The sequence below is a fragment of the Natranaerobius thermophilus JW/NM-WN-LF genome (genome assembly GCF_000020005.1).
In the GTDB taxonomy this organism is placed as follows: Bacteria; Bacillota; Natranaerobiia; order Natranaerobiales; family Natranaerobiaceae; genus Natranaerobius; species Natranaerobius thermophilus.
This window is the reverse complement of sequence record NC_010718.1, coordinates 2,808,101-2,832,925: the sequence shown is the minus strand read 5'-3', so window position 1 is coordinate 2,832,925 and position 24,825 is coordinate 2,808,101. Positions and strand designations below refer to the sequence as shown.

Genomic DNA, 24,825 nt, shown 5'->3' with positions numbered 1-24,825 from the left:
AGTTTTTATTGATTATTGAATCTAATTAATATTTCATAGGAGGGATCTCTTATTGTCTGACAATAAGGAAAATGTACAAGAACAAGAAGAACAACAAGTTAAAATTAAACCGACACCAGCTCAAGCGTTTACACCTATGATTGCACTGATTGTACTAATCTTCTTTAGTGCTATAATATTGGAAGTTGATATTCATATTCCATTATTTATCTCCACTATCATAGCAGCTGTTGTGGCAGTTGCTTGGATGGGTCATGATTGGGAAACTGTTCAAGAAGGTATTCTTAAGGGAATTAACTTTGCTTTAGGTGCTGTAATAATTTTAGCTATAGTAGGTATTTTAATTGGAAGTTGGATAGAAGGTGGAGTTGTTCCCACAATTGTTTACTACGGACTTCAGCTTTTATCCCCACAAATTTTCTTAGTGGCAACCCTGGTTATATCTGCAGTAGTTTCAGTCTTTACTGGTAGTTCTTGGTCATCAATTGCTACTATTGGGCTGGCTCTATCAGGAATCGGTCACGGGATGGGAATGCCACCTGCCATGACCGTTGGTGCCATTGTTTCCGGTGCTTACTTTGGGGACAAGCTATCTCCCTTATCCGATACCACAGTTGTAGCCTCAAGTACAGCCGGAGTTAATATTTATGATCACATAAAACACATGCTGTACGTATCGGTACCAGCTTTTGTGATATCTGGAATTTTGTTTGGTATTTTAGGACTTCGCTTTGCAGAAGAAGAGATGGATTATGATCAGATAGGTGAACTTACAGGCACTATTGCTGAACACTTTAATGTAGGTCCATTAATGTTTTTACCGATAGTGGCAGTTCTGATCATGATTTTATTTAGAGTACCACCAATTCCTGCCTTAACAGGTGGTTGTATTCTTGGACTAATATGGGCTCTAGTATTTCAGGGTTCTGGTCTAGCAGATGTGTTTTCTGCTATGAACTACGGGTATGTTATGGATACTGGCATAGAAATTGTTGATGAATTGTTCACTGCTGGCGGACTCCAAAGTATGATGTGGACTATTTCGTTGATTCTAGTAGCTCTAGCCTATGGAGGGATTGTAGAGCACACCCGAATGATGGAAGTAATGCTTGAAAAGATTTTAACAGTAGCAACTACTCACAAGAGACTATCAATTGCAGCTCACGTTTCTACACTGATTTTCATTTTAACTGTAAACTCTCACTATTTGACCCATGTATTGACATGTAGATCTTATAAACACGCTTTTGAAGAAAAAGGTTTGCACCCTAAAAATGTTTCTAGAATTTCTGAAGCGTGGGGAACCCTACCTTCATCATTGATACCTTGGGGTCCATGTGGAGCCTTTGTTTATGGGACTTTAGGGGTTTATCCATTTGACTATCTACCCTTCGCGTTTTTCATTTTAATAGCCATGGCTCTTTCATTTATCTATGGACTTACCGGGTTCTCAATGCATAAATTAGATGATGAAGATGCTGCCGGAATAGCTGGTGATTAAGAAGGGTTTTTTGAGCAATAGATTGAAAACTAGATTAAAAGTTAGATATTTTAAACTGAATTAAAAAGTTGAATATATTAAGTAGTAAAAATAAAGGATTGAGCTCTGTTATTTACAGAGCTCAATCCTTTATTTTGGCGTGATTTAAGATTTAATTAGTTTGCCCTTCGTGAATTTACCAGCCATTCGCTTTAAAACATAGCTTATTTGATATTTGACTATATCATTGCAACTCAGGACTATATAGATTTACTCAGGTGAAATAATCACAATTAATAACGTTTGCAATTAATGGAAAACACCTATACAATTAATAATTGTTAAAGAAAAAGGCCAGGTATTAACAATTATAATAACACCTGGTAAAAAAACATAACAAACAGGAGGGTCTAGTTAACATGAAAAGGTTCATGGTTATCATTTTAGCTTTAACCTTAGTTTTCAGTACTGCTTTGATTTCTGGTTGTGAAGAAGGAGTAGAAGAACCAGCAGGGGAAAATGGTGAAACTGAGGAGGAAAACGAAGCAGCGGAAGAACAAGAAGAACCACAAGGACAAGAAGAGATTAAAATTGCCCATGGAGACTGGGCATGTGCTACAGCTAAGTCATATTTAGTTGCAGCGATCCTAGAACAAGAAATGGGCTATGATGTGGAACTTACTCAGGCCGAGCTCGGTATGATATACACAGACATGGCAAATGGCAATCAAGACTTAAACATAGCAGGTTGGTTTCCTGTTACTCACGCAGAATACTATGAAGAATACGGTGATGAAATAGACAAAATTAGTACAGTGTATGAAGGAGCTAGAATTGGTTTAGTAGTACCAGAATATGTTGACATTGACAGCATTGATGAAATGGGTGAACACCATGAAAAATTTGATGGTCAAATTGTAGGTATTGATTCAGGTGCTGGAATTATGCAAACAACAGATGAGGCTTTAGAAGTTTACGACAGCTTGGCTGATTTTGATTTAATGGCTAGTAGTGAAGCTTCCATGGTAACTGAATTGAGAAGCGCCATAGAAGATGAAGAATGGGTAGTTGTTACGGGATGGACACCCCACTGGAAATTCGGGGATTGGGAACTAGAATTCTTAGAGGATCCTGAAGGTGTGTATGGTGAAGCCGAATATATCGAAGCACTTTCAAGAGCAGGCTTCGAAGACGATGCACCTGAAGTTGTAGAATTTCTGGAAAACTTCTATGTAGGTGATGAAGAACTTGGAGAGCTTATGGGCATGATCGACGATTCAGGGGACGAAATGGGGTCATCTATTGAATGGATTGAAGACAATCAAGATATAGTTGACGAATGGGTTCAGTAACTTATATCTTAATCCTATATCCCCAATTCGGTTAATTAGTATAAGCTAGTATAAACAATTCAAATTTTAAAAAGCCGTCAGATTTTGATCTGGCGGCTTTTTATATTAAAATTTCAAAGAATGTCAAATAATTAAAGGAATTTAGCAACTTTTGTCAAATTATTACAGGAGGGCTTAAACTGACAAGTTTAAAATAATTTCAAAAATAGGTGATAAAAAATGATGAATTTAGACATAGGAATATCTGAGATTTTAATACCTCTTTTTATTGGTTTATTTGAAATTTTTGCTATGACTCAGGTTGGTTTTAAATTGATTAATGTAGATATTTCTAAAAAAAGAGCAGTTATTATTGCACTAATAGGTGCACCAATTTTAGTCTTGGTCCGATCCTTGGATATCTTTCATGCACTGCACTCCCTGATATTTGTGATAGCAATTACTCTAATAACATATTTGATTTTTAACTTCAAGCCATATGTAAGCTTTGATCGTGTCAAGCCACTGTAGGTTAAAAAGAAACCTTAATTCTCCTAGATAATCTGTTTCCTGTTCAACCCTTTTATAGCCGTTCTTGTTAAGTTGTACTTTCCATTCATCAAAGGTACATTGCCATTGTTGGCTTTTCCTAGTTTCTTTTTAGTTGTAAGTTTTTTTAGTTCTTGTTTTATTTGGTTCTGTAGGTTAACTATTTCAGCTTCTTGACGACCTTTTGTGGATAAGTAAGCTTCTTTTACTGATTTTCCATTAGCTTTTGTAGCCAACATCTCGGCCATTTTAGTTGCGCCTTTTTCACTCCAGGCCATTGGTCGACTACTCATTCTTGATGCTAAAATATGGCTTACATGGCCTTCAGCACTACAACCTACTTCAGGGTGGTTTACTGATGCCTCTATGCCATCCCAGTTGTTTTTAATATATTTAATTGTTGCCATTATGCGTTTCTGTCTAGCTTCTGTATCTGCCTTTGTAAGTGCTTCTTGTAAATTTTCAAATACTGCTTCTTGATCTAGGTTTTTAATGTTCTTATATATCTGTCTCCTTAGCTTTGGGGCATGACCGGTAGCTGCTATTATGTATTTGGATAGATGAAATTTATCCAATATATATGTCGCATTTGGGATATATTCTTCACCTACTCGGATCCATTTAGCCCCATCTCCTGATATGAAAATATTTGTGTCCTTTGTGTCATAATGTGATTCGATATAGTCACATACTGTTAACCAAAATTTATCCGGGGATTCAGTTATTGTTGTGAAATGTTGACAATTTTTAAGAGATCTACGTTTTTTACCTTTTATTCCTTCATGGACATAAATTAGCTTTGTTTCAGATCTCTTCGAAGTTTGCATAGACAAATGATCTTCATCTGCCTCTATGTAAAGGTTTGATACTTTTTTCTTTTCTTCTGGTTGCTCTAGAGGTTCTAATTCAAATTCTTTCACTGTATTGGCTACTGTCTGTTTACTTAATTTTAGGTCTTGGTTAAACCTACTCACTTCTTCTGTCGCTTTCTCATACGACACCTTAGTGGCTGCATCAGCTATATCTGATTTTAAAGTAGAATCTACTCGCATATGTGAGGTTATGCCAGCTTTTTCATCAGCTAGATATTTATATTCACCTGTTTCTTTATTTTTATAATATGTTCGGTTGTATACCATATCACCAAATGGGGTTAAGATACTCTTGGGGTCAGCTTTCCTTTCTACGACCCAACCTTTACGATCTCTTCTATTTTCTTTTATTTGGGCATCCAATGCTTCTAGTACTTCTTTAAGAATATCACTACCTAAACCGTCTAGCTCTTCTTTTAGTAGCTTTGTGAATGTATCGTACTCTATTTCTCCGTCTAAAACATTTAACACTTTTTCTGAAACTTGAAGGATTTTTTCTTCTACAAGTTGAATTATTTCCATGAGGAACCTCACTCCTTACTTTTTTGGGTATACTTCATTCTCGTGCGGAGAATGTGAGGTTCCTCTTCTTTTTTGCTTCCTTTCCTTCCTGCTTTCTCCAAAAAATCCTACAGTAATTTTACAATAACGTAAGCTTTTTAGGTTTTTTTATTGGGGTTTTGATTTTTAATGTTTTAGAGCCCTTTTTAATCACTATTTTAAGTATTATGTGGGGGGTTAGTATCACTGAATTAATAGATCATTCAGAAATTTTGGGTATTCAATTTTATTTAATTTACCTAATTTTAATATTATCGATATTATATTTCATCTACAAGTTTATTTCACAAAAGCAATTATATGTAATTGACCTTTCAAAAGAGGCAAATCAAGACTAGTTCGGTGTAATCTAGTTAGATTAATATGCCATTTCAAATAAAACTTCACATCGGAAAGATTGGAGAGAGTAATCTTGTTAAAAACAAGAAATATCATTTTGGTAACCCTGATATTGATAAATACATATATTGTAATTTTTTTCTTGAACTATCTTTATTATTTGTCACCTTCCACAGAATATAACCTTTTGTTATTGGCGGCTAGTGTGTTTGTCATCATTTTTACTTTTTTAATCCTGTTATTTTTGAAGTCGTATACCGAGTTAGCCAAAAAAGAAGTAGAAAATGAGAGCTTGAAACACTATGTGGATAAAACAAAGAAAATCATTAATACCCTTAACTCAAAAACCCATGAGCATAAGAGGCATTTACAAGTTATTCAATCTATGCTGAATTTAGATGAAATTACCGATGCCAAAAAATATATTAACGAGATAGCCAAAAATAACTCCAAAAAAAGCGAAGGTGGCAGTTATTTATATGTAAAGGAACCAGTATTAAACTTGAGTTTGAATGCCCAGAAAAAAGTAGCAGAAGAAAAAGACATTAATTTTAATATTGGCATAAAAAGTGATATTACAAAATGGGGTATTAATCCTTGGGACTTGAATTCTATTATATGTAATCTAATAGATAATTCTTTCGAGGCCGTATCTAGAAATAATGATAATGAGAAAAAGTACGTTGCTATTGAACTATTAGAAGATCCGGATAATGGTTTATACTTAATTAATGCAATCAATAATGGTCCTAAAATTTCCAAACCAAAACAGGAAAAAATATTTGAACCGGGCTATACTTCTAAAAAAACTGTCAGTAGCGGCTACGGACTTTACATAGTCAATAGGGTGGTCAAAAATAACCGAGGAACAATTGAAATTAAATCTGACTCTTCAAAAACCGTCTTTTCTATCAAATTCCCTGGGAAAGGGGAGTTGAAAACTGCTTGAACAGATTTCTGATAAATTAGCGGAGTTATTAGCATCCAATCTAAATCAAAATGAACAGGAAGCAGAAGTTTACTCCTATGCTTTTCAGCTGATACTGGGCTTTATAATTAAGGGTTTGGTTTTCTTTTCAGCTGCCTTTGTTTTCCACATGATCATAGAACTCTTGATATTTTTTCTTGCGTTTGGATGCTTTAGGTTAGTTATAGGAGGGCATCACTCTGAAAATTTCTGGGTATGTCTTTTGATAAGCCTTTTGCTCTTTTTAGGGCTAGCTACTTTCTCCAAGTTTATGCCCTCGTCCCAAATACTATTTACCCTTGGATTGCTAATATTAATCAGCTTAGGATTATACTTAAATTATAAGATAGTTCCTGTCACGGTTAATCATAAATTGATTAATGAACAAAACAAAAAGCGATTTGCTTTTATATTATTAATTGTTTGGACTGGCATATCTATTCAACTTTTTCAACGGGAGTATATTTATGGCTGGCTAAGTCTGCTATCTTGTGGCAGTGCTTATATACTTATCATGTCTTGGCCTTATAAAATTATAAGGTATTTTAAAAATTTATTAAATAAAAGGAGGGTAAAAAATGCTTAAATCTAAAATTTTAACAAATGTGGCAATCTTATTAAAATTAGTTGCTCTATTAGGAGTTAGCACAGCTAGCCTTGGTCTAATGCACGAACCCAAAACACCATCCAAATTTACTAACTAAATTCAAACAAGGATGTGTGAGCTTTGTTGATGAATATTTTGATCCTAGAAGATGAACCGTATACACAGAAATTTCTAAAAGTATTGATATCTAGGAGCGAATATGTCGGGCAAGTAGTGGTAACTACTGCCCCAGAATATGCAGTAAAATATGCAAAATCTAATGAATTTCATATTGCAATTGTAGATGTGGAGTTATATGGCAAGGTTAACAGCGGATTAGAGGCAGCCGAATTGGTGAAACAAGCTGTGCCAGAGATTGAATTTATTTTTGTGACAGCTCATAATACATATTTTACAGAATCAAGTACTGTTAAGCCCTATGAGTATTTAATCAAGCCTATTGATGAACACAAACTTTTAGAAATCATTACGGAAATCGCTCATTTCAATAGTCAAAGTCAAAACAATACTGGAGACTAATTATGATAAGGACAGGGAATCAAGAGTACCCCTTGGCTAAAATTCTAGCCAAGGGGTATATTTCTGGTAAATAAAACTTGTGTTAGAATATATTGTAAGTGTTTGATAAGGGGGATGAGCTGATTTGAATTCTGCAACTGCTACTATAAATAATCAAAATGATAATAACACGATGATAGCTGCTCGAAATGTGATTAAGAAATATAGAATGGGCAATCAAATCGTTTCTGCCTTAAGCGGAGTCGACCTGGAGGTTGAACCCGGGGAAATTGTGGTTGTCCTCGGTACTTCTGGTAGTGGGAAAACTACTTTATTGAACATTGCCGCTGGACTAGAGCGTCCCACTAAAGGTGAACTGTTTATCGATAAGTATAAGCTTAACCAGTTATCAGAACGACAAATGACTCTTTTGCGTCGTCGATATATTGGATTTATCTTTCAGTTGTATAATTTGGTACCCTCATTAACTGCCTTGGAAAATGCCGTGATGCCCTTAGTTTTTGAGGGAGTTTCACCGAAGGAGAGGGAGAAGAGGGGGAAAACTTTTTTAAAGCAGCTAGGATTAGGAGACAGGCTGCTCCATCGCCCTGGAGAGTTGAGTGGTGGACAGCGTCAGCGAGTAGCTATAGCAAGAGCTTTAATTAACAATCCAAGGGTGATTTTTGCCGATGAACCAACAGGTAACTTAGATACTAGGACAACAAAAGAAATATTAGCTTTATTATTAAATATAATTAGGGAAAATGGCCAGACCATGCTTATGGTAACCCATGATACCGAAGTGGCAACCTATGGTGACAGGGTAGTGGAAATGGTAGATGGCTATATTACGGATATTTATAGTAATTAGAGGTTTTTAAATGAAGGAATTTTAATAGAATTTATCTATTTAATTTAAATATCTAATCTCAAAAAAGGGAAGGGGAGTATTTTCTTGAAAAAGATTGTATCAATATGCGCTTTTTTAATTTCAGTAACTCTTTTTGTATCACCTAGCTTAGTTTGGGCACAGGAGGGGGATGATGACATTCCTAGTCCAGTCTTAATGATCGAAGACGTGGAACCTGGGAGTGCTATAGCAGGTGAAAGTTTTTATATTAAGCTAGTTATAAAAAACGAAGGAGAACATAAAGCAAGAAACGTATTTGCGGAGGTTGATTCACCAGGAACTACAAGAACTTATTTTACTCGTGACTCTCAACCTGACCACGACGAACCAGATCTGAATGAGATTGGACCAGGAGAAACAAGAAGCCTTACTATTCCAGTAGCAGTAAGTGAAGATGCAGAATCAAAGAGCTATCAACTTTCCATTAACTTAAAAAGTCAAAATGTCCTTTTTGAATCCAGTTCAAGTGGTTCAGCTACTTTGACAATTGATGTAGGATATGAAAATCTCAAACCAGTTATAGATATGGAAGATGTGATTATAGAACCTGATGCACCACAAATAGGTGAGGATTTTCAGACAACTATAAAGCTAAAAAACAAGGGTGCTGTGGATGCAAATAACTTGAATATTGAACTTAATGAACTGGAGAACTTTAACCTTGTTGATGTAAGCAATAGACGTTTAGTTGAAACGTTAGAAAGTGGTGACCAAGAACAAATCACTTTTCAATTAAAACCAAAGGAAGATAGAGAAAGCAATCGTATAGAATTAGACATTGCTTATGATCAAAGACACGAAACAGGAGAAAGTTCTGAAACCTTATCAGTAAATCTTCCTTTAGAAACTCCCGAAGCAGAGTCTCTCCCAGTTTTAACGGTGGATTCTTTTGAAATAGAAGATGGAACAGAAGAAGGAGAGTATAAAGGATTAGTAACAGTAGAAAACCTGGGAGAACAAGAAGCCCAGGACATCAGAATATCTCTAACAGGAGATCATGTTAGAACTATTGGAACATCCAATGTAAAAAATATTTTATCACTAGAGGGAGAAGAGGAAAAAGAGCTTGAATATGAACTAGGTATTACTCCGCCTTCAGATAACGAGGTATTAGATCTACAAGTGGAGATGGAATACCAGGACGCTTATGGAAATGACCGTCCAAAAGCCTCGGAGCAAATAGGGATAGCTAAAACTGAAGTGGATGAAGGCCTAGTGACAGATGGTGAACCAAAAGTACTTATTAGTGAATATACTTTGGATCCTAGAGAAATTCAGGCCGGGAATGAATTTTCATTATCTTTATTAATTGAAAATACCCATGACAGACCTATACAAAATATTAAAGCTTCCATTAATCCTCCAGATATTGGGGAAGAAGGCGGAAGCGGTGGAACTGTCTTTTCCCCTGTACAGGGAAGTAATAGCTTTTATATTCGTAATATTCAAGGTAGATCCCATGTTGAGCAAGAAATCGGGTTATATGTAGACCCGGGGGCCGAAGCTCGTACCTACACTGTACCTGTCGAACTAGAATATGAGGACCAAAACGCCGAGTCATACACGGAAACGGAGTATGTTAACATTTCTGTTACTCAAGAAAGCCGTTTTGATGTATTGTCAGTAGAAACGCCTCCAACTGCCCACGTGGGAGAGCCGGCAACTATCAATGCAGAATTTGTCAACTCAGGTAAAGTAGATCTAAGTAATTTCACAGTAACGCTGGAAGGAGACTTTCCCAAAGAGCAAGCATCATATTATGTAGGTAACTTAGAACAGGATACTAGTGACTTTTACCAAGGAACTATTATACCCGATGAAGAGGGGATCTTAGAAGGTGAGCTTGTATTTTCATATCTTGACCATCGAAATGAAGAGGTGGAAATTACTGAAGAATTTGAGATGGCGGTAGAACCACCACCGGAACCGCCAGAAGATATGAAAGAAAAACCCCCAAGACCCGACGAAAAAGGTGGCAGTATGGACTCTTTCTGGAGTCCTATGGTAATCATACCACTACTAGCGGTCATCGGTGTTGTAGCGTTTTTTGTATATCGCCGAGGACGTAGAAAAAAGGAAGAAGAGGAGATGCTGGATGCGTAAGGCAGATCTGCTCATTTTAGCCAATAAAAATCTTTGGAGACGTAAAGTGCGTACCATATTGACCTGTATGGGGGTGGTCATTGGGACTGCATCTATTGTGGTTATGATTTCCCTGGGAATAGGTCTTCAAGCCAGTATGGAAGAAAGTATGGCACGCTGGGGTGATCTTAATATTATTCAGGTCAATCCAGGTATGCATCATGATCCGGAAAATCCCGAAGCTGCAGAAAGCACATCTCAAGAAGAAGTGGGGCTTGACGAAGAAGCTGTGGAAAAATTTAAATCCATGCCGGGAGTTAGTGCAGTTTCACCCACCTATGAAGTTAGGGGTGAAGCTCAGATGGGCAGGGAAGAAGGACATTTTCGCATGGTTGGAGTCGACGTTGAAACCATGGAAGAACTGGAGTTCAGCTTACAAGATGGTCGGCTTCCTCGAGCGGAGGAAAGTTATACCGTCGTGGCTGGTCCCCAGGTAATTAATACTTTTCGCGATCCCAGGGTAGAGCAAGGACCTGGAGCCCCTGGTTCAACTGGTGGCCATGAAGAACGTGAGCCAACTGAACTATTAGAAGAAAGTGTTCAGGTTACATTCCACAATCGGGCTGACCGTGAAAGGCAGCAAAGGCACAACTTTTTTGTTGTTGGAATTTTAGATGACGAGAGTATGCAGAGATCCTCACAAGTATATGCCTCTTTAGAAGATATAGATCGGATTCGAGACTTTGTTTATGAAGGGATTGAGGATGCCCGGCAGGAAACAGCTGCTATGGGGGGGCAAGGCGCCGCTCAGCAGCAAAGCAGGCAGCAGCGAGACCAGGAAAAAGAATATGATTCGATAAAAATTAGAGCCGACAGTATAGAAAGTGCCCGGGAACTATCAGATAATTTGCGGGATATGGGATACAATGCTTATTCCGCTTCAGATGCCCTGGAAGGAGTGGAAAACACCTCACGTACTATTCAAGCTATTTTGGGAGGAATTGGAGGAATCACACTCCTAGTTGCAGCCTTGAGTATTACCAATACTATGGTCATGTCAATTTACGAGCGGACCAAGGAAATTGGAGTAATAAAAGTTATTGGGGCTTCTGCTTCTGATATTAGGGCTATGTTCCTTACAGAAGCTTCTCTGATAGGTTTTTTTGGTGGAGTGATTGGCCTGGCTGTAAGTTACGGTGCATCCCATTTGCTAAATCAGTTTGCCGGAAGATTTGTTGAAGGGGGAATCATGCCTGTTGCCGACCCGGCTGCTGAATCAGTGCAGATCTCCATTATCCCAGTCTGGTTAGCTTTATTTGCTCTAGGGTTTGCAATATTAATAGGATTGATTTCCGGCCTTTATCCGGCCATGAGAGCCATTAAGCTCAGCCCTATAGTGGCAATTCGTAATGAATAAAGCTGGATTTCTGTATCATTTAGTAAAATAATAAGATTGGTAGAGTAGGAAATAAAAAGCCTAGACCCGGGTATGCTATTAACTGAACGTGTCCCCGGATCTAGGCTTTATTTACTTTATCATATTTTGATTGGGCGTTAGTTGTCCAGATTGTTGTATTTTCGTAAATCACGTTTGAACTCTTTTAAATCCAACTCTTCGTCAAAAATAGCTGCATAATTTTTTTCATCAAATTTAAGATGAGCCTCGTATTCTAATTCCCCTTCCATATTTTTAATTGCCATTACATCTTTGACTTCTACGTGGTGGTCGATCTTGTCGGTCTGCGATTTTTCACTGATACTCTCTTTAACTAGTTCTTTGTCAACTGCTTCAATTTCGATTTCTTGATCTCCAACTTCCTCTTCTTTGGAGTCCTTTTTATTATGTAAAGCAACATTTGCCTCTTCACCTTCATCATCTTTCTCTTGGTAACCAGCATCCATCACTTCCAATTCCCGTACAAGACCATGGGATAGTAAGGTCAACTCAACCTTGCTACTTTCATCATAAAAACCGTTTTTTTCTTCGATATAATAATAGGTAATTCTGTCTATATCGTTTTCTCCTACCTGTTCATCATACTCTATTTTTTTATCGTATTTGCTAATATTTTCATTAAAATCAGACACGAGTCTTTGTGCAAGTTCGTCAAGCTCTGCTTCAGTTTTTTCGGCTTCTTCATCAATGGGTGAATGATAGTGCCTAGTCCATAATCTAACTGTTCCCCCTTCTTTATAATACCTTACATAGTAAAGGGCATGGTTGTTATCGTAGTCATCATCATCCTTTGAATGCCCTGTGGAATGCTCCATCTGAACTCCTGTAATGGGACGGTCCCGATCACCTTCAAAACTTTTAAACTCATAGAAATACTTGCTTTCTTGACTATCTTTAATGGTTTTATTTGTTGCCAGGGACAGTAACTCTTCACTAAACTGTTTTGCTCTATCATAATCAATGGCCTCAAAGTCCACTGTAAAATCTTGTAGCTTTTTAAACTCCTCAGTTGCAAGTAATTCGTCAGCTTTTTTGCTAAACTGATGGATTTTACCTACTATTTTTTCTCTGGCTTCAGACATTGCGTGAGTACCCCGGCTGCCTCTAGGGAAAAGTTCTTTCATTAGTTCTTGATGCTTCTGAATTAATTTATCATTGTAGCTGTATAATTTTTTTAGGTATTCTCTGTCAGAATGTGAAAGTTCATCATCTGCTAAAATTTGGTTAATATTATAATTGACATCACTGTAAACATTTTTGTGGTCAAAATATATCTTTTTTTCTTCTATGAAACAGATACTATTAAATAAAGTGAAAAAGTCGTTTGTAAAGTCATCATTGATATATTCATCCTGTTTATCTGCACTATTATCTTCAAATAACAGGATCTTAGTAATATTGTCGTTTAATTTTTCTAGCTCGCTTTCCAAGTTATCAAAATCGTGAACCATATCAGTTGTCATTCTTTCGTAGTAACTTTGATAGTATCCAATTCTTTCCGATATAGAATCAGCGAAATAATTCGAAGCGAGGGCTAATACAATCGCTAATACTATTGATAAAACCTTTTTCACTCGCGGATTGATGTTAAATTGCATTGATTTTCTCCTCCTAAATTAATTAGTGAATAATAATGCAACAATTCAACTCTTGAGAAGAATTTTAGGAAAGATACTACCAATATTATCCTATCATTCTTTGGAGGATTAGTGAATCCTTTTTTGCTGATTGCTGGACTGAAGGTCTTTAAAATATTAAACTTTTTTCGAAAACTAAGGAAAAGTGTCGTTAATTGATATAAATGCGATGAATTTGACAGATTTAAAGGGATTTGGTTATTCAGAGAGGGATTCTTGGATATTCAGCATATCTAAGAGGGAGAAACTGGGAAAATGTTTAAGTAACAAATATAAAAGGCATAGTAATCAGAAATTTAAAATATTAGGGTGGTTAAATTGGAGTTTTTTCAATGGGAAATGGTGTCAATTATCGCGGGTATACCATTGGTTGTTGGTATTTTAAAGTTGGGATTCAAATTATTTAATGAAGAACTAGAGCTTAAAAAAGCCTTACTTATAGCAATAATTAATTTTCCGATTTTTCTTTTGGCAAGAATACTAGCCCCATTTACTGGATTTCATACTTTAATAACCCATATAAATTTAATAATTTTGAGCGTATTTTTGTTAAAATATGATTTTTATAAGTCGGCTATTGCGACTCTATCTGCCAAGATAATTATTGTTCCCTTGGAAAGTTTTATTGTAGTGCTTTTTTCTATTATCTTTGATATTTCAACTTCTGAGGAAATAATTGATACATATTTTGTGATACCAATGAATATTTTGTTAATTTTATTAATTTGGGTTCTGTATGCTACCATTGATTATTATAAGTTTTACGTTATGAATATTAATGATTTATCACTTTTTAGGGAGAAGTGAATATGAAACGAATTGATTCATATGTAATTCTTTTAATTTTGATTAATGCAGCTATTGTAACCAGTGTCATTGTTCAAATACACCCCTTAATTGATGTTCATTCATATAGTTTATTATTGCTTTCAATAAATTTTTTAGTAATTATTTTTTCATTTCTCATCTTATGGTTCTTAAGGATTCGCGGACAAGAATTGAGAAAAGAAGTAGAAATAGAAAATCTGCAAAACTATGTTGAAAAGACTAAAATGTTAATAGATGCTTTAAATGTTCAGGCACATGAACATAAAAGAAATCTACAAACTCTTAAAGCTATGATAGCTTTAAGAGAAATCGAAGAGGCAGAAGAATATCTTAATGAGATTACTGAAAATCAAAAGACTACTGATATGTATTTATATGTCGAGGATCCAGCTCTCAATGTAACCCTAAACACCCAGAAAAAATTAGCTAAGAATAAAAATATAAATTTTAATTTTGGCTTTAAAGACGATATTTCCACATGGAATATCAGGTCATGGGATGTAAATGCCATAGTGGGAAATTTATTAAATAATTCTTTTGAAGCTGTTATGAATAGAAAGAAAACAAAGCGTTATGTAGGACTTGAGTTCTTAAAAGATGAAGAAAGTGATTCCAAAATAATTAGAATTATAAATAGCGGTCCTAAACTTTCGGATTCGCAAAAATCTAAAATCTTTGAACAGGGATACTCAACAAAGGGAAGTGGTAGAGGATACGGATTACATATAGTTAAAGAAATTGTCGATAAATATCACGGTGAAATAAAAATAACCTCAAATGAATTTAAAACAGTCTTTGAATTAGTCCTTCCTTTATGTGAGGAGGAAACTAGTGATGATAAAAAGATTATCTAATCTTTTGGCAAACAAAGTGGGTTCTGAACTCAATCGAGACCAAGAAGATATAGAAGTATATAGCTATGCCCTTGAAGTGATAATTGGTGCAGTTATCAAGGGGGTAGTCTTTTTAACAGTGGGGTTATTACTGGGAATTTTACCTGAATTTATATTGGTTATGGCAGTTTTTGGGATAATGCGAACAGTGATAGGGGGCACCCACTTCCAATGTTATACAAAATGCTTGTTCTCAACCCTGGTAATGATACTTATGATTATTTGGGTAGCAGATTTTCTCCCAACTTCAATCAAAGGAATAGCTTTTATTTCTGCTCTATTGTTTTCGACTTCAATTTATTGGATATTAAAATATGCCCCGGCAGTTTGGAATAAAGACAAAAAGGGGTATCAAGATTACAAAAAAACATATATCTTTCCTAAAATAGTTTCCATTGCCTGGATAATGATCACAGGTGGATTGTTTTACTATGTAAGTCCATTACATGGATATTTGTCCCTTTTAAGCGGTACTTTTGCCAGCCTTTTAATAACTTCAACTAGCTTTAAGATAATAAGTCATTTGGATATGAGATTATTAGTAAATAATCAAGAAAGAAAGGAGGCATAATTTTGAAAAGACAGGCCTTTGTTGTGATTGCTAAAGTCCTTAGTTTAGTTGCTCTATTAGGAGTTAGTACTGCAAGTATTTACTATTTACATGAGCCCGAAGTCCCTACCAAACTGAAAAAATACTTTAGATGAGGAAATGAGACGTAAACAGGGCGGTTATATTACCGCCTTGTTTTTTGCTTAGTAAATTCAGCACATTAGAACAAGTGAGGATGATACCCAATGTATGTGGATATTTTGATTTTAGAAGTTGATTATTATACTCAAAAATATTATCATAAACTCGTCAAGAAAAATAGATACGTTAACAATGTATATTCTACTTCAAGTGAAAGCGAAGCTATTGAAATATGTAAAGATTGTAATATTGATATAGCTTTGATTGATGTAGAATTGACAAATAAAAATAACAATAATGCATACTTAGATGCGGCCAAAAGGATTAAGAAAAGTATACCTGATATTGAATTTATTTTTATAACAGTTTATTCTGGAATCGCATTGCAGTCACTTGACAGTAATTCTGTATATTATTTAGTTAAACCAATAAAAGAAGAACAATTATTTATAATTCTTGATGAATTGGTAGAAAAAATAAGAAATAAAAATCAAACATAAAAAAATAATCAAAAGCAGAAATCTAAGTTTTGAGCTCAAAACAGTATAGGAGGTACTTAATTAATTGAAATTCAAAGGAATGACAGGATTGGAGAAATTCATAGTTTTTGGGTTGATAATCATAGTTTTAATATTGGCATATCCAGTGATAACCGACGTTTACGAAGCACTTACTCCAGAGGAAGAGATCAAACAACTGAGAGTAGGTACTCATTTAGAAGATAAAGATATGATGGAATATGAAATTATAAGTTCTAAAGAGCAGGTCAAAGACTACAAAAATTTTTATGAGGAGCTAGAATTCAAAGATGAAACAACAAATGAAACTTCAAAAGAAGTCGATAAAGAATTATGGATACAACACGAAGGGTATTCGACAAGTAGGTTAAAGCTAATCTTTGATGAAGATTCTGTAATAATCAATAGGAAAGATGATTATAAAAAAATATCATCAGATCAATTTAATGAGTTAAAAAATATTGTAGAGCTAGATTAATATTGTCCAAGCAATTTTACTGTCGATCCGGTAAACGAGTCAGTAAGTACTAATCGGGAAGAGGAGTGCAATGGTTTGAGCACAGTTATGATACTATTATTTTATTTAATTGTGATTGGCTACATAATCTATTTAACTTTAGGAATAAAAAAACTTGGAGATTTAAGAAAGCGTATTATAACAGGTCTGGACAAGATTGGTATGGTTTTTATAGCTATATTTCCCTTGGGTTTGGCAAGCTATTTAACAATAACAAGGTTTATTTCTTATATCGAAGGTTCCCAGTATTCTGTTTTTCAAACTACTTTTTACGATGTTATGGATACAGGTTTATATGTTGTTCTCTTTTTGGCATTGATCTATTTAATTTGGCGAAGCGGTGAAATCAGGGAAAAAGGCCTGTTTTTAAAGCCATACTTATTAAAATGGGATGATATTAACTCGTACCAAATAATAAAGGAATTGAGCTCGTCCGAGGTATTAGAAATAATCACAACTAGAAAGAACCCCATTACAAAAAAGCCAATAAAAATCAACTGGTCCTTAGAAAAGCATGATGCCAAGGTAGTAAAACAAGTTTTAGATGATAACCTTGGTTAAAAGTAGACATGCTAAATGTGGCGAATCTAACAATTTATAAAAATAGGGCTATAGTCACAAGGGATTTTTACCAATATAGATAATTGTACTACTTGTGTATAACTCACATTTGGTAGTAACCAAATAAAGGATAATAATAAAAAGCTGCTTCTCACGAAGCAGCTTTTTATTTAGGTGCTGTTTTATAGAGTTGTTGATACTGTAAAATTTTCAATTGAACGGATTATGCGAGTTATCTAAAGGGGGTTCTTATAGTGGAAGAAATGGAGCTATTGTTTAGTTTCTTCGATGTACTTGAAACTACAGATAATGTAATGTCTGATATTCAAAATGTTTTTGCCGCTTTATCTCTAATAGTGTTAATACCTGTATGGCTGTTTGGTTACAAATTATTTAAACTGTGGATTGCTTTTACAGGTTTTGTGATGGGCGGTTTGTTAAGTTCATCTATTACCTTTGCCTCAGTTGGACCTTCTACTGGTGCGGCGGGAATAGCAGTAGTTGTGGGTATATTATTTGGTATTTTTGGTGCTTACATAGCATTAAAAGTGTATTTTTTAGGTGTGTTTTTGTCAGTTTCTTTAGTAACAGGGCTCATTGCTCTAGCCTTAACCAGGGGAATGATTGAACTATCCGTGATTTTTGGAATAATTCTTGGTATAGTGGCTGTTTATTTTGTCAAACCTTCGATAATCATTTCTACAGGGATTTCAGGAGGTTCTTCAGTAGCAGGTGTAATAGCAGGAGTATTTGGTTTGAATATAGCCTTACAAATACTACTCTATCCCATTACTATAGCTTTTGGAATTTGGTTTCAGTTTGTCACAAATAAAAGTAAAGATAAATCAACCTCAACTGATATAACTTCTGCAAATACTAAACATGAAACCCATGAAAACCAAGATGAAAGTCACAGACATGAAAACATTGAAAAAGAAAACAATGAAAATAAAAAGCCGAGCAAAAGTGAAACCGCGACTCACAGTAGATTAGCTGAAAGCAGTGACAGTGAAAATCTAGACAAAAAAGACGAGAAGGAAAGTAGCAATATAGATGACTTGACCTCTTCTATAGAGTCAGCAATTAATGATTTAGGAACTACTTTAAAAAGCAAATTAATAGAACTAAAAGAATATATTGGTTATCGGTTGTCAAAAAACTCCAGAAAAACTAATCAAATTCTCTTGGGTAGCTTATCAGTTGTGGTTGTTGTGGTTCTAATGTTTTTATTAATGATTATTACTGATCCGGGAGGGGCAGAAGAAGCACCCATGGTTGAAGATTTTTCTAGTCAAAAAGATGAACGGGAGAAAGAACAGGAGAAAACAAAATCAGATAAAGATCAAACAGATAAAGATCAATCAGATGAAGATGAATCACACGAAGATCAAGATGAACTAACATCTGAAAGTAACCAAGATCAAGACTCTAGTAGTTCAAAGATAAAACTATACAGTCAAGATGGTGGAGATAGTACAACAAGCCCGGAAAGGTATGATTCTATTCAAAAAGCAATTGAAATGGCACAATCAGGGGACATAATCGAAATTTCTCCAGGTACCTATCAGGAAAATATCAACCTTGAAGGTAAAGATATTACGATATCAGGCCTTGACCCCCATAACGAAGAAAAGGTCCAAAAGACTGTAATTGATGGAGGAAGAACTGGGCCCATAGTAACTGCTTCAAATGGAGAAGATGCAACAATCCAAGGTATTACCATTACTGGCGGTAGTGGGAAAAATTACGAAATCGGTAATTTGGAATATGATGTAGGTGGTGGAATTTTGGTTAAAGACGGCTCCACTCTCCTACTAGAGAATAATATTATTACAGGAAACATTGATGGCGGAATTTTTGCTGGTCCTCAATCACAGCTGGATATCAAGAATAACTCTATTAGTAACAACAGTACCGAAAGACTAGGTGGGGCAGGAATTTACGCTAAAGACAATACAAAACTTACTATTACTGATAGTACTATTACTGATAACAGTACCTACTCTAGTGGTGGAGGAGTCTTTGCCAGGGATGAAGTAGAGCTTAGTCTTATAAATAATACTATTACCAAGAATTATTCAGGTGGTGATGGTGGTGGAGTTTATAGTAGTTCCAATCATGATGTTGAGTTAAGAAACAATGACATTTCACGTAATGAAGGTTATTTTGGAGCTGGCATCGCCTCTTACAGTGATCGGCAACTCACTTTAGTAAATAATGATATCAATCAGAATGAATCGCTCGATATAGGTGGTGGCATTTTAATTGATGGTTCAGAAGCCATGATAGACAGTAACACTATCAATGAGAATGAAGCCGAATGTTCTGGAGGTGCAATCCGTGCTGATAGGGCCATGGTAACTATTGATGGAAACGAAATCATTGGAAACTATGCCAGAACTGGTGGGGGAATTTCTATCGTAAACAGATCTACAGGTGGAGGAGTAACTGAAAATGAAATTAGGGAAAATGATAGTGTCGGGGTTCATGTACACAATATAAAAGGACTTAATATTGAAGGCAACGATATTATAGGTCAAAAAAGAACAGGAATATATGCCTTAAATGAATCCGACTTGAAAATTGAAGATAATGTTATTAGTAATAATAAGACGGGCTTAGTTCTTTTTCACAAAACATTTAGTGAAATCACAGATAATATTATCAAAGATCATGAAAAAACAGGTATTTTACTTGATAGAGAATCTGAAGCGGATATTCTAAGTAATGAAATTATCGATAATCAAGATAGTGGAATTCTTTATAGTCCCGATTCTAAAGCCAATACGGAAGATAACTCTTTTAGTGGAAATGTCCCTGAAGATGTTGGCGAATTCGTTGAATAAAGATCTACAAAGATCAACATTGCAAGCATATATTACTTATGATAAAATTTTCTTTAACTGAGTTAAAAACAAAATACGAGTAATAGCTAGGTGCCTTTGTAACCAATTGGTAACTAAATTGCAATCAAAGGCTTAAAAGAGAAGTTCGGTGAAAGTCCGACGCGGTCCCGCCACTGTAAGGGGGAGGCTATTTTCACTCTGCCACTGGAACTGTAATGGAGCTTCGACATTTCCATGAGTTCTGGGAAGGCGAAAATAGCTGAAGAACCTAAGCCAGGAGAACTGCCTAGCTTCGCTCACCTTTGAACTACGGTTGATGGGGAGGTGAAGCCTGGAAGCTAATAATTTTGCCTATTATTTTTTAGATCATTATTTATCTAAATAGGTATAAACTGACTGGCTAATACTAACCTCCTTTCACGCAAAGGAGGTTTTTTTATGTTTTACCTGACACAAATTTAACTTAAAGAATTCAAGTCCCAATTAAGAAAAAATAAAATTTGAGGAGGCGTTGATTTTGAAAAAAGAACTGTCTTACATAATTACTATTTTATTAATTTCTTTGATGATGGCCCTAGGCATTACAGGCTGCCAAGGTCAACAAGAGGATCAAGTAAGCCAGGAAAAAGCGAGCGAAAATCAGGAGCAACAAGAAAAGGAGCAACAAGAAAAGGACCAAAAAGAACAACAGGAACAAGAAAAACAACAAGAACAAATAACAATAGTGGATTCTGAAGGTAGATCTGTTGAAGTACCATCACCTCCAGAAAAAGTGGTAGTAGCTAATTCCAATATCAATGAATTACTCTACATTTTAGAATCAGAAGACAAAACCGTCGGTGTGGCAGACTCTATAACATTTCCACCTGAAGCCCAAGAGTATCCCGAAGTCGGAAGCGTCTTTTCACCAAATGCGGAAAAAATCCTTGAACTAGATCCTGACATAGTATTTGGCTTTGGCCAATACATGGATCAAGATATCAAAAAACAGATTGAACTTGCTGACATACCCGTAGTGTTTCTAGATGGATACAAAATTGAAACTTTGACACAAGATATTAGAACTATGGGTTTGATTATGGACCGAGAATCTCAAGCAGAAGAATATATAGACTTTATTGAAGGTCATATGCAACTGATTACAGATCGAATTGACGAGATCGAAGATGAAGACAAGGTATCTGTTTATTCGGAAACCCAGGCAGAATACAGTGCTTATGCCAGTGGTTCCGGTGCTCATCAGGCATTATTGAAAGCCGGAGGGGTAAATTTGGCAGGCAATGAACCTGGTTCATCTGTCACTATTAGCGATGAATGGATTTTGGAGCAAGACCCTGATGTAATTGTCAAAAACTTATCAGATCGAAACGTAGCCATTGGATATGAAGAGGATAGCCATGATGAGATTACTGAAGAACTTGCCGCCATGGTGGACAGGCCCGGCTGGGATGAGCTGACTGCTGTAAATGAAGATAGGGTAGTTGGTATTTCTACTGATTTGTACACATCCCCCCGAAGTGTAGTCGGTTTAAGTTATTTGGCCAAGTGGTTTTACCCAGAACAATTTAACGATGTTGAACCAAAAGAGATTCATAGGGAATTACTAGAAGAATATTACGGTTTAGAATATCAAGGGGTGTGGGTATATCCCCATGAGTAGAAATATTCAGCAACAAGAGATCCAAAACCCTGAACAGGCCTACATATCTTCAACAAACAAAAAGATCTTGGTAATTTTGTGTTTAATCACTGTTTTATTTATTGTATCTCTATTAGCCCTTTCATACGGAGCTTCTTCCGTTGGCCCGGTAGATGCTTTTAATATTTTAACTTCACCAATCAGAAGTACAGATGCAGTAGCTGAAGTTTCAAATACAGAAAAAATCATAGTATTACAGCTGCGTTTACCTCGGGTCCTTTTGGCAGTGATGGCGGGATTTTCTTTGGCAGGAGCAGGCGTAGTGATGCAGGGGATTTTAAGAAATCCACTGGTAAGTCCTTATACCTTGGGGCTTTCCAGTGGAGCTGCTTTTGGCGCTGCCTTAGCCATAGTACTGCAGGTTGGAATTTTTGGAAGCGGGTTATCCAGTTATCATGAATTATTTATACCTGCTAATGCCTTTGTCTTCGCTATGTTGACCATGTTTTTTATTTATATCATTTCTAGTATGAAAGGGGCTACTTCCGAAACCTTGATTTTGGCAGGTGTAGCCATAGGTTATTTCTTTTCAGCCCTGGTTTCAGCTTTAAAATATATCAGTGATTCCGATGAATTACCGGAACTGGTTTACTGGTTAATGGGAAGTATTATTGGAGCTAACTGGACTAATATTATAATTATCTTTATCCCAATGGTGATTTCAATAGTGATTTTATTACGTTATTCCTGGGATTTAAATGTTTTAGGTGGAGGAGAAGAAGTAGCCAAAAGTTTAGGTGTTGATGTCAAAAGGATGAAGATAATTTGTCTGATATTTTCATCTTTGATTGCTGCTGTAGCTGTAGCTTTTACCGGTATTATTGGTTTTGTGGGTCTGGTAGGTCCTCACATCAGCAGGATAATAGTAGGAGCTGATTATCGATTTTTACTGCCAACTTCTTGTTTCATGGGAGCTTTGTTACTTTTATCAGCCGATACCCTGGCGAGAACTATGATTGCTCCGTCAGAAATACCTGTGGGAATAGTTACTTCATTACTTGGGGTTCCCTTCTTTTTATATCTACTATTAAAAAAGAGAAAGGTTTGGTGGCAGTGAAACTATCGGCAGAAGGAATCACATTTTCGTATGGAAGCAGAAGCGTTTTGGATGATGTAACCTTTCAGGTCCCAGAAGGACAAGTTACTAGCATAATAGGCCCAAACGGCTCAGGAAAAACAACCTTAATTAAATGTATCAATAAAGTACTACCCCCTAAAAAAGGTTCTGTCATGGTGGATGGACAGGAATTACTTAAGATGAACAGAAAAAATATGGCCAAAATACTGGGTTATGTGCCTCAAATTACCAAAGAAGCTTTCCCACTAACTGTATTCGAAACTGTACTCATGGGAAGGAAACCCCATATGGGTTGGAAGGTTAGCTCAAAAGACTTGAACACTGTAAGCCAGGTAATTTCACAGCTGGGACTCACATCCCTTTCTGAAAGATATTTAGATGAACTCAGTGGTGGACAAAAACAAAAAGTCCTACTTGCCAGGGCCCTTGCTCAGGAACCTGGTATTTTCTTATTAGATGAACCCACTAGTGACCTGGATATAAAAAATCAATTGGAAGTTTTACAATTGGTGAATAAAATCGCAAAGGAAAATACAAGTACAATTGTTATGGCAATCCATGATCTACACATGGCTGCCAGGTTTTCTGACAAGGTAATTTTATTAAAAGAGGGGGAAATCTATGCTACTGGCACTCCCACGGAAGTTTTAACTGAAGAAAATTTAGCTGTTACCTATGAAGTGAAAACAAGCATAATAAACACAAACAGTGGGATATACGTATTGCCAGTGGAACCTATTAACGGCGGATAGAAGTATTAGAACTAAAAATAAGACTAAAGGCCCAAGGAATAGTATCTTTGTATCACTAAAATATATTAAATATGAAATAGTCGGGTTGTCAGTGAATGAGTTGTCCAGGAAATGAGAAAGCTTAAACTATAATAAGAATTAGACAATAAGCTGCTCCTTTTTTGGGAGCAGTTTTTTACTTTTTACAATTTATATACGATATAAAGGAGCAGAAAGTCCACTGCTTTAGCTGTGGGAGTATGTCAAAAATAATTTTACAAGGAGGTGTTAGTTTGGCGAACTATTATGAAATTTTAGGAGTTAGTCGAGACGCAGATAAAGACCAGATTGAAAAGGCTTATAGGCAGCTTGCCAAGGAATACCATCCTGACAAGCACAAGGACAACCCCCTGGCTCACTTAGCAGAAGATAAGATGAAACAGTTCAATCAAGCTTATGAAGTATTGAGCGATCCAAATAAACGGCAAAAATACGATGAGAGGATAAAAAATCAGCAAGGACAAGGATCCTCAGGGACCGGAAAACAGCAGGCTTCAGGTAGTAGCAACTTTAGCGACGGGAATGCAGGAAGCAATTCAGGAGCTAAAGGAAGTCAACAAAGTCAAGGAAGTCAAAGAGGGCAAAAGGGTAATTTTGTCGCTTGCAATGAACACCCTGACAGACCTGCCGTGTCTGGTTGCGGCTTCTGTAATATCCCCCTTTGCCAGGAATGTTATCATAGGTTTAATATAGTTTCTTGCCCTGACTGTTTGCTTGAATATAATCGAGGTTATTTAAATGAACTGAAAAAACCCTTGATTTCAACAGGGATAGCAGCAGTTATTGGATTTATTTTGGGATTATCTTCAAATTTTGGGATGGCGATATTAGGCATGTTATATGCTATTGGACTTTATTGGGGATGGCACTGGGTTAAAGAAGGGATTTTTTATGGAGCTCTTAGTGGATTTGCATTTGGCCCCATAGGGATATTTACTTCTTTGGTTATGTTACTTATGTTTGGCTGGATCCCTGGTGTGATCAGAGCTTTGACCCACATAATACCGGCAGCTTACAAGTTATATACAGAGGCTCCAAAAGTCAAAGAAGCCGAGGAATATATTATGAGCATTAAAAACGAAAGCACCAACACAGGCCAAGCTGCGGACTAAAT

General features: G+C 36.0%; 24 protein-coding genes and 1 riboswitch. Of the genes, 22 read left to right on the top strand and 2 right to left on the bottom strand.

Translation table 11 applies throughout. The annotated features are described in order from the left end of the window. Window positions 1–52: 52 nt before the first annotated feature. From nhaC to NTHER_RS13300, 3 genes are all read left to right on the top strand, one after another. A complete protein-coding gene (gene nhaC, locus NTHER_RS13310) occupies window positions 53–1,501 on the top strand; it encodes a Na+/H+ antiporter NhaC (RefSeq protein ID WP_012449030.1) in 1,449 nt (482 codons plus the stop codon). A gap of 398 nt (window positions 1,502–1,899) precedes the next feature. Further along, window positions 1,900–2,832, top strand: coding sequence for a glycine betaine ABC transporter substrate-binding protein (locus NTHER_RS13305; RefSeq protein ID WP_012449029.1), 933 nt, complete (start codon window positions 1,900–1,902; stop codon window positions 2,830–2,832). Window positions 2,833–3,054: 222 nt separating this feature from the next. Continuing rightward, window positions 3,055–3,342, top strand: a complete 288-nt coding sequence (locus tag NTHER_RS13300) for a hypothetical protein (RefSeq protein WP_158438292.1) — start codon at window positions 3,055–3,057, stop codon at window positions 3,340–3,342. 23 nt (window positions 3,343–3,365) lie between these two features. Here NTHER_RS13300 and NTHER_RS13295 read toward each other — a convergent pair whose 3' ends face one another. Then, window positions 3,366–4,754, bottom strand: coding sequence for an ISLre2-like element ISNth2 family transposase (locus NTHER_RS13295; RefSeq protein ID WP_012447610.1), 1,389 nt, complete (start codon window positions 4,752–4,754; stop codon window positions 3,366–3,368). A 451-nt stretch (window positions 4,755–5,205) separates the two neighbouring features. Here NTHER_RS13295 and NTHER_RS13285 point away from each other — a divergent pair, with 451 nt between their 5' ends. The 7 genes from NTHER_RS13285 to NTHER_RS13260 all read left to right on the top strand — a co-directional run bounded on the left by NTHER_RS13285 (window position 5,206) and on the right by NTHER_RS13260 (window position 11,613). After that, on the top strand, window positions 5,206–6,081 hold the full coding sequence (locus tag NTHER_RS13285; protein WP_012449027.1) for a sensor histidine kinase: 876 nt from the start codon (window positions 5,206–5,208) through the stop codon (window positions 6,079–6,081). After that, the gene (locus NTHER_RS16545; RefSeq protein WP_083762818.1) at window positions 6,074–6,685 is read left to right on the top strand and encodes an accessory gene regulator B family protein; all 612 of its coding nucleotides are present in this window, start codon (window positions 6,074–6,076) and stop codon (window positions 6,683–6,685) included. The genes NTHER_RS13285 and NTHER_RS16545 overlap by 8 nt, the downstream gene beginning before the upstream one ends. Further along, window positions 6,678–6,803: a cyclic lactone autoinducer peptide gene (locus NTHER_RS15715; RefSeq protein WP_012449025.1), complete on the top strand. Its 126-nt coding sequence runs from the start codon at window positions 6,678–6,680 to the stop codon at window positions 6,801–6,803. The genes NTHER_RS16545 and NTHER_RS15715 overlap by 8 nt, the downstream gene beginning before the upstream one ends. Before the next feature lie 29 nt (window positions 6,804–6,832). Continuing rightward, the gene (locus NTHER_RS13275; RefSeq protein WP_012449024.1) at window positions 6,833–7,225 is read left to right on the top strand and encodes a LytR/AlgR family response regulator transcription factor; all 393 of its coding nucleotides are present in this window, start codon (window positions 6,833–6,835) and stop codon (window positions 7,223–7,225) included. Window positions 7,226–7,349: 124 nt separating this feature from the next. Beyond that, the gene (locus tag NTHER_RS13270; RefSeq protein WP_012449023.1) at window positions 7,350–8,075 is read left to right on the top strand and encodes an ABC transporter ATP-binding protein; all 726 of its coding nucleotides are present in this window, start codon (window positions 7,350–7,352) and stop codon (window positions 8,073–8,075) included. A gap of 84 nt (window positions 8,076–8,159) precedes the next feature. Beyond that, window positions 8,160–10,217: a COG1361 S-layer family protein gene (locus NTHER_RS13265; protein WP_012449022.1), complete on the top strand. Its 2,058-nt coding sequence runs from the start codon at window positions 8,160–8,162 to the stop codon at window positions 10,215–10,217. Then, window positions 10,210–11,613: an ABC transporter permease gene (locus NTHER_RS13260; protein WP_012449021.1), complete on the top strand. Its 1,404-nt coding sequence runs from the start codon at window positions 10,210–10,212 to the stop codon at window positions 11,611–11,613. Before NTHER_RS13265 ends, NTHER_RS13260 begins: the two co-directional genes overlap by 8 nt. Before the next feature lie 137 nt (window positions 11,614–11,750). Here the strand turns inward: NTHER_RS13260 and NTHER_RS13255 are convergent, their stop codons facing one another. Then, a complete protein-coding gene (locus NTHER_RS13255) occupies window positions 11,751–13,250 on the bottom strand; it encodes a hypothetical protein (RefSeq protein WP_012449020.1) in 1,500 nt (499 codons plus the stop codon). A 357-nt stretch (window positions 13,251–13,607) separates the two neighbouring features. Here NTHER_RS13255 and NTHER_RS13250 point away from each other — a divergent pair, with 357 nt between their 5' ends. From NTHER_RS13250 to NTHER_RS15445, 12 genes are all read left to right on the top strand, one after another. Next, on the top strand, window positions 13,608–14,096 hold the full coding sequence (locus NTHER_RS13250; protein ID WP_041367197.1) for a hypothetical protein: 489 nt from the start codon (window positions 13,608–13,610) through the stop codon (window positions 14,094–14,096). 2 nt (window positions 14,097–14,098) lie between these two features. Beyond that, on the top strand, window positions 14,099–14,971 hold the full coding sequence (locus NTHER_RS13245; RefSeq protein WP_041367195.1) for a sensor histidine kinase: 873 nt from the start codon (window positions 14,099–14,101) through the stop codon (window positions 14,969–14,971). Next, a complete protein-coding gene (locus NTHER_RS13240; RefSeq protein WP_012449019.1) occupies window positions 14,952–15,581 on the top strand; it encodes an accessory gene regulator ArgB-like protein in 630 nt (209 codons plus the stop codon). The genes NTHER_RS13245 and NTHER_RS13240 overlap by 20 nt, the downstream gene beginning before the upstream one ends. 2 nt (window positions 15,582–15,583) lie before the next feature. Beyond that, entirely contained in the window at window positions 15,584–15,715 is a 132-nt protein-coding gene (locus tag NTHER_RS15710; RefSeq protein WP_012449018.1) for a cyclic lactone autoinducer peptide, read from the top strand. Window positions 15,716–15,805: 90 nt separating this feature from the next. Beyond that, complete coding sequence (locus tag NTHER_RS13235; RefSeq protein WP_012449017.1) at window positions 15,806–16,201, top strand: response regulator; 396 nt, start codon at window positions 15,806–15,808, stop codon at window positions 16,199–16,201. Window positions 16,202–16,265: 64 nt separating this feature from the next. Continuing rightward, window positions 16,266–16,697 (top strand): hypothetical protein, encoded by a 432-nt coding sequence (locus NTHER_RS13230; RefSeq protein WP_012449016.1) that lies wholly within the window; start codon window positions 16,266–16,268, stop codon window positions 16,695–16,697. A gap of 75 nt (window positions 16,698–16,772) precedes the next feature. Next, complete coding sequence (locus NTHER_RS13225) at window positions 16,773–17,297, top strand: DUF5673 domain-containing protein (protein WP_012449015.1); 525 nt, start codon at window positions 16,773–16,775, stop codon at window positions 17,295–17,297. A 263-nt stretch (window positions 17,298–17,560) separates the two neighbouring features. Next, window positions 17,561–20,143, top strand: a complete 2,583-nt coding sequence (locus NTHER_RS13220) for a right-handed parallel beta-helix repeat-containing protein (RefSeq protein ID WP_238526192.1) — start codon at window positions 17,561–17,563, stop codon at window positions 20,141–20,143. Between the two features lie 71 nt (window positions 20,144–20,214). Beyond that, window positions 20,215–20,447, top strand: a riboswitch (cobalamin riboswitch). A 213-nt stretch (window positions 20,448–20,660) separates the two neighbouring features. After that, a complete protein-coding gene (locus NTHER_RS13215; RefSeq protein ID WP_012449013.1) occupies window positions 20,661–21,803 on the top strand; it encodes an ABC transporter substrate-binding protein in 1,143 nt (380 codons plus the stop codon). Further along, a complete protein-coding gene (locus NTHER_RS13210; RefSeq protein WP_012449012.1) occupies window positions 21,796–22,899 on the top strand; it encodes a FecCD family ABC transporter permease in 1,104 nt (367 codons plus the stop codon). Before NTHER_RS13215 ends, NTHER_RS13210 begins: the two co-directional genes overlap by 8 nt. After that, window positions 22,890–23,672, top strand: coding sequence for an ABC transporter ATP-binding protein (locus NTHER_RS13205; protein WP_202943853.1), 783 nt, complete (start codon window positions 22,890–22,892; stop codon window positions 23,670–23,672). The genes NTHER_RS13210 and NTHER_RS13205 overlap by 10 nt, the downstream gene beginning before the upstream one ends. A 272-nt stretch (window positions 23,673–23,944) precedes the next feature. Beyond that, window positions 23,945–24,823, top strand: a complete 879-nt coding sequence (locus tag NTHER_RS15445) for a DnaJ domain-containing protein (RefSeq protein ID WP_012449010.1) — start codon at window positions 23,945–23,947, stop codon at window positions 24,821–24,823. Window positions 24,824–24,825: the final 2 nt, after the last annotated feature.